Annotated in this window: 6 protein-coding genes; all 6 read right to left on the bottom strand. The window is 36.0% G+C overall.

The annotated features are described in order from the left end of the window. Window positions 1-253 precede the first annotated feature (253 nt). Window positions 254-1,072, bottom strand: coding sequence for a polysaccharide deacetylase family protein (locus DM84_RS04595; protein WP_284706141.1), 819 nt, complete (start codon window positions 1,070-1,072; stop codon window positions 254-256). A 21-nt stretch (window positions 1,073-1,093) separates the two neighbouring features. Continuing rightward, window positions 1,094-1,993, bottom strand: coding sequence for a bifunctional methylenetetrahydrofolate dehydrogenase/methenyltetrahydrofolate cyclohydrolase FolD (gene folD, locus DM84_RS04590; RefSeq protein WP_250778687.1), 900 nt, complete (start codon window positions 1,991-1,993; stop codon window positions 1,094-1,096). 3 nt (window positions 1,994-1,996) lie between these two features. Next, on the bottom strand, window positions 1,997-2,560 hold the full coding sequence (locus tag DM84_RS04585) for a UbiX family flavin prenyltransferase (protein ID WP_250778685.1): 564 nt from the start codon (window positions 2,558-2,560) through the stop codon (window positions 1,997-1,999). Then, a complete protein-coding gene (locus DM84_RS04580) occupies window positions 2,553-2,819 on the bottom strand; it encodes a DUF2312 domain-containing protein (RefSeq protein ID WP_250778683.1) in 267 nt (88 codons plus the stop codon). Before DM84_RS04580 ends, DM84_RS04585 begins: the two co-directional genes overlap by 8 nt. Before the next feature lie 9 nt (window positions 2,820-2,828). Then, a complete protein-coding gene (locus tag DM84_RS04575; RefSeq protein WP_250778681.1) occupies window positions 2,829-4,115 on the bottom strand; it encodes an HlyC/CorC family transporter in 1,287 nt (428 codons plus the stop codon). Between the two features lie 109 nt (window positions 4,116-4,224). Continuing rightward, window positions 4,225-5,403 carry an aspartate aminotransferase family protein gene (locus DM84_RS04570; RefSeq protein WP_250778679.1) on the bottom strand — a complete coding sequence of 393 codons (1,179 nt, stop codon included), beginning with the start codon at window positions 5,401-5,403 and terminating at the stop codon, window positions 4,225-4,227. Window positions 5,404-5,636 lie beyond the last annotated feature (233 nt).

The raw sequence follows: 5,636 nt of genomic DNA, 5'->3' as shown, positions 1-5,636 counted from the left end.
ATTTGAGGTACATATAAATAATTAGCCACCGATCGGGGCTTCTTTTGCCTTTTTTCTGTTTAGTAAATTTCTTAAATGCTTATTACTAAAGTAGCATCCTAGATCCCAGTATCAAGTACTGGGATGACGGGAGAAGGGACGCTGGAATGATACCATTGTTGACTGGCAAAACGTCACCTATCCGCTTTCTGTGCAGCAGAGATCGGTACAAGCAGATGGTACTGTGTCGGAGTTAGATATTTCAACTACTGACCTAGTTGTAAATGTGCTTTGGTAAATCTAAATTATGCGTTTCTTCTCCTCTTGATATACTTTCAGTTTTAACTACACTACAAACCCTTTCCTCCCACTCACTTAAGGTAACAGGCTCATAACCCGACTTTCTTAGTATCTTAATAACCTGAGGTAAAGCTTCAACTGTATTTGATTTGTTGTCGTGGTCATGGAACAGTATGATTGCTCCATTGTGTACGTTACTTATAACTCTTTCAACTAAGATCTCTGGTTTATCACCTTGCCAATCTAGAGAGTCGACTGTCCATAATATCGAATACATATTCAATCGATTGGTGTTTTCGATCAAATTATCATCATAACATCCATATGGCGGGCGAAACCATTTTACATCTTGCTCTGTTGCATTTTTAATTGCCGTACTTGTCTTCTCCAGCTCTTGCAATTGTTCTTCACTTGAAAGCGATGTCAACTTTCTATGCGACCAAGAGTGATTGCCCAGCTCATGACCTGCATTATAGATTCTCTTTACTATCTCGGACGTTTTTTTATTTATACGTTCGCCAAGAAGAAAAAATGTCGCTTTTGCTTTATAGTTTTCTAAAACATTGATAATATCGTTTACTCTACTGTTAGATGGTCCATCGTCAAATGTAAGCGCAACAAATTTATCACTGTTATTTGACAATTTTTTTATGTTACTTAAACTTCTGTACGATAGATCTAAATTACAACTGAGCCCGCGGTATGGTAAATTAAAGTTACAACCACCACAGAAAGCTGTGGTTGAGTATAGCAAAAGAAAAACTGTTATTAGCCATCCTCTCAGCCCTGCCATTTTCGTACCTTTCACCCTACCTTACTGCAACCCTTGATCCATGAAATTAGAAGTATCAATTTTCTCTTGCATATAAGCAGCAATAACAGTGTTTATCATCAAAAATGCAATGGTCATTGGACCAACGCCCCCTGGCACTGGCGTAATAGCTTTGACTCTTTCTTTTACTCCATCGAAGTCAACATCACCTACGAGCTTTGTTTGCCCTTCTACATTCACACTATTTATGCCAACGTCAATCACTATTGCCCCTTTCTTTATCCAGTCTTTTTGGATAAAATTTGGTTTCCCAACCGCTGCAACTACTATATCCGCTTTAGAACAATATTCAACTAAATTCCTACTTTGTGAATGCAAAATGGTAACAGTGCAGTCTTCTTGCAACAACAGGTGAAACATCGGTTTACCCACGATGTTTGATCTGCCAATCACGACTGCGTTTTTACCTGAAAGGTTACTTTCAACCAATTTAATTAAATGCAAAGAACCTTTAGGAGTACAAGGTATAAGACAATTTTTTTCACCTTTAACTAATCGGCCAACGTTTTCATCATGGAAGCCATCTACATCTTTTTCAACGCTTACTGTGTTAATTACTCTGCTTGCTTTAATATGACTTGGTAAAGGCAATTGTACTAAAATGCCATGCACAGACGGATCTGCATTTAACTCATTAATTTTTGCAATTAATTCATCTTCTAAAATATTATCAGGCAAAACAATAGTCTCAGAACTTATGCCTATTGATTCTGCTTTTTTTTGTTTATTACGGACATAGACTTGACTTGCTGGGTTGCTACCCACAAGAATTACTTTAAGACAAGGAAAAATGTTGTGCTTCTTCTTTAAAGCATCGATTTTTTGTGATAACTTCTTGCACAGGTCGCTTGCTATTTTCTTGCCGTCAATGATAATTGCCACTTGCTATACTCCTTGCCATTCTCTGAAGCCAGATAATTTGATATTAAATAAACTTAATACTTTGCCAATAGAATGATTTATAATATCCTCCAAAGATTTCGGTTTAATATAAAAAGCTGGCATTGGCGGAGCAATAATTGCCCCCATCTCCGTTAATTTTAACATATTTCGTAAATGACCAAGATGCAGTGGCGACTCTCGCACCATAAGAACTAATTTCCTTCTTTCTTTTAGTGTTACATCTGCAGCTCTTGTTAATAAGTTAGAGGTAACGCCTGACGCAATTTCAGACATTGTCTTCATAGAACATGGAGCGATAATCATCCCTAAAGTTTCAAACGAACCGCTCGCTATTTTTTCTCCTATTTTTTCTTCAGAATAGTAAAAACTTGCAAGTGATGTGACGTCTTCAAGTCTTTCTGCAACTTCATGAGCAAGAGTGGTTTTTCCAGCGCGACTTATTACTAAATGAGTTTCATAGTTGGCATCCTTTAGCACTTCTAAAATACGTACACCATAAATAGAACCAGATGCTCCGCTTATCCCAATTACAATTCTGCTATTCACTTGACTCTTCTTCGCAACTCATTCCCAATGCGCGTTTATAAGTATCAAGTAATATTTCTTGTTCCTCCCTGTCATCATCATCCATCTTTCTTAGCCTGATAATCTGTTTCATCACTTTCGTATCCCAACCGTTATCTGCAGCTTTTGTATATACATCACGAATGTGATCTTGCACATCCTTCTTTTCTTGCTCGAGTTTTTCGATTCTTTCTATATAATCTTTTAACTCGTCGGCTGTTATTTTTACTGTGTCTTCCATAAAACCTAACTAATTAATCGCTGTCATAGTATGATCAGTTTTTACTTGTACTTCAATAATAGTAATAATATTCTTATCTTTTTTCAAAATCTTGAAATGAAAACCATATATGAAAAATTCTTCGCCTTCGTCAGGAATGCGCTCTATCTCATTCACGATCATACCTGCTAGAGTTGTAGCTTCTTCATCAGGAAGATTCCAGTGTAATTGTCTGTTAATGTCCCTAATAGTTGATTTTCCTTCGATATGATATACATTGTCAGATATTTTCTTTATAAAATTCTCCGTGATTAAATCATGCTCATCGGAAATTTCTCCAACTATTTCTTCCAATATATCTTCAAGAGTTACAATTCCCTGCAGTGCTCCATACTCATCAACAACAAACGCAAGATGTTTTCTGTTTTGACGGAAGTTATGTAGTTGAACGCTAAGTGGTGTACTTTCTGGTAAGAAACAAGGTTTTGACATAATTTGGGCAATATCAACCTCCTCTATTTTATTGTCCTTTTCGCGCAAAGCGTTTATTAGATTCTTTACGTGAACTACTCCGACAATGTTATCTGGTTCCTTTTGCCATAAAGGTATCCTACTGTGACTGCTGGTTAAAATTTCTCTTATTAACTCTTCTTTATTTCGATCTATATCAAGAGAAAATAGGTTTCTTCTATGGGTCATAATTTCCGATATCTCTGTTTCAGCTAAATCAAGTATGTTGCTTAGCATATCTAAATCCTGTTGTAACATGGTTCCTTCACTGCGATGAAGAGTAATCATATTACGCATTGCATCCGCTGCAGATATTACTTCTTTGTTCTTATGAAGCCCACATAACTTCAGAATAAGATTGACAATAAACTGAATGCCTAATGTTAATGGAGAAAAAATCTTGACAAAAAACAGTACAAAATAAGTGGAAAATAATGTAAATTTTTCAGGATTTTGCATGGCGTAAGTTTTTGGTAACACCTCGCAAAACAGCAAAATACAAAATGTCATTACAATCGTTGATAGAAATACGCCTTCACTTCCAAAGAAATTTATAAATATTGCTGTAAATAAAGCGGAACAAGTAATGTTAATAATCGTATTGCCGAGGAGCATTGTTCCTATTGTTAATTCTTTTTTACTTAACAAACGATCTATTACCTTGGCCCTTTTGTTACCCTCTAGCTTTAGCTTATTAACGCGAGATCTGCTGATTGAGGTTAGACCTATTTCTGCCCCTGAAAATAAAAACGATAAAATCAATAAAACAAAAATTACCGATAATATTGAAACCAATAACCAATCCATTAAAGTATGATGTTATTGTGACAAAAAACAGAATTAACTTTACATACTATAAGAAGCATTCGCAAGTTTGAAATTTTGTATAGCTGGACTTTATATTTTTTTTAAATATTTATATACCTTTAACCTCAAAAAATGAATTATAGAGTGTATCACACGCTGCATCCACATGTTTATCATGAACAATAAGTGGAGGTGTTATTCTTACTACTCTATTATTCAAAACTTTAGTCATTATTAAACCTTTGTCAAGGGATCGGCTAACAATTTTGTCAGCCAAAGGAGCTTTAAGCTCTATTCCTATTAACAAACCCTCCCCACGAATTTCTGAGATTATTCTTGGAAATTCTTCAGCTAACAGTAGTAATTTTTCTTTTAGATATTTACTAACCCTTCTAACATGATCGAAAAAGCCTTCTTTCAGCGCTATATCAAGCACTGCGTTACCAACATTCATGGCAAGCGGATTACCGCCATAAGTTGATCCGTGAGTTCCTGGAGTAATCGCTTCTGCTATATAATTTCTTACTAAACATGCAGCTAAGGGAAACCCGTTACCCATAGCCTTCGCGCAAGTTAAAATGTCAGGTTCGATTCCTATATTTTGATAATGAAATAAAGAACCAATACGCCCATACCCGCATTGCACTTCATCAAAGCATAAGACCATCTCCTGAGCTTTCGTTATTTCCCTTACTTTGTGAAGGTATTCTACATCCAATGTATACACTCCACCCTCACTTTGTATGGGCTCTAAAAACACAGCAGCTGTTTCATCACTGATTTTTTCCTCTAGCGCTTTGATGTTGTTTCTTGGCACTTTATCAAAACCAGAAAGGAGTGGAGCAAAACCTTCGCGTGATTTTTCATTTCCTCCAGCGGAAATTGCAGCAATACTGCGGCCATGAAACCCCCCTTCGATTGTAATAATGCGGTTGCGTTTTTCTTGCCCTTTTGAATAAAAATAACGGCGAATAAATTTAATTGCAGCCTCTGTTGCTTCAAGTCCGCTTGAACAGAAAAAAATTTTATCCGCAAAAGTAAGTGCTGTTAAACGCTCAGCGAGCCTTTCTTGCTCGGGAATAGTAAAAATATTAGAGCAGTGCCATAATAAATCTGATTGCTCTTTCAGCTTCTCTGCAATATATGGGTGACAATGTCCTAAAGAGGTTGTAGAAATACCCGCAGCAAAGTCTAGATATTTTTTGCCATCTTTATCAAAAAGGTATACCCCTTCTCCCCTAACTATAGGAATTTCAAATCTATTATACGCATTGACAATATGATTCATTTAAGTGCTATAAATTATCCACGTTATACTTAAAATACTCCCTTAGCACAAAGCTTTTCCTTTGCTGAGTTTTAAGTTGTCGTTAGACTTTTTGTATAACCATATAACAAACTTTTAGCAGCGTATGTCATCTAATGGAAACAAAAACTACTTGACAACCTTCGCCGTTATCCTTATCATAGCATTGAAGCTATTTGTTTAACTTCCCAATCTGTACAGGTTAAAATGACAAG

It is taken from the genome of Wolbachia pipientis, from assembly GCF_023661085.1.
Taxonomy (GTDB): Bacteria; Pseudomonadota; Alphaproteobacteria; order Rickettsiales; family Anaplasmataceae; genus Wolbachia.
The sequence above is the reverse complement of the archived record's forward strand: the minus strand, read 5'-3'. Positions and strand labels throughout refer to the sequence as shown.

Bases quoted from the DNA above. Each gene is read 5' to 3' on its own strand.
- DM84_RS04595 (WP_284706141.1), bottom strand. From the start codon at position 1,072: ATGGCAGGGCTGAGAGGATGGCTAATAACAGTTTTTCTTTTGCTATAC.
- DM84_RS04580 (WP_250778683.1), bottom strand. From the start codon at position 2,819: ATGGAAGACACAGTAAAAATAACAGCCGACGAGTTAAAAGATTATATA.
- DM84_RS04575 (WP_250778681.1), bottom strand. From the start codon at position 4,115: ATGGATTGGTTATTGGTTTCAATATTATCGGTAATTTTTGTTTTATTG.
- DM84_RS04570 (WP_250778679.1), bottom strand. From the start codon at position 5,403: ATGAATCATATTGTCAATGCGTATAATAGATTTGAAATTCCTATAGTT.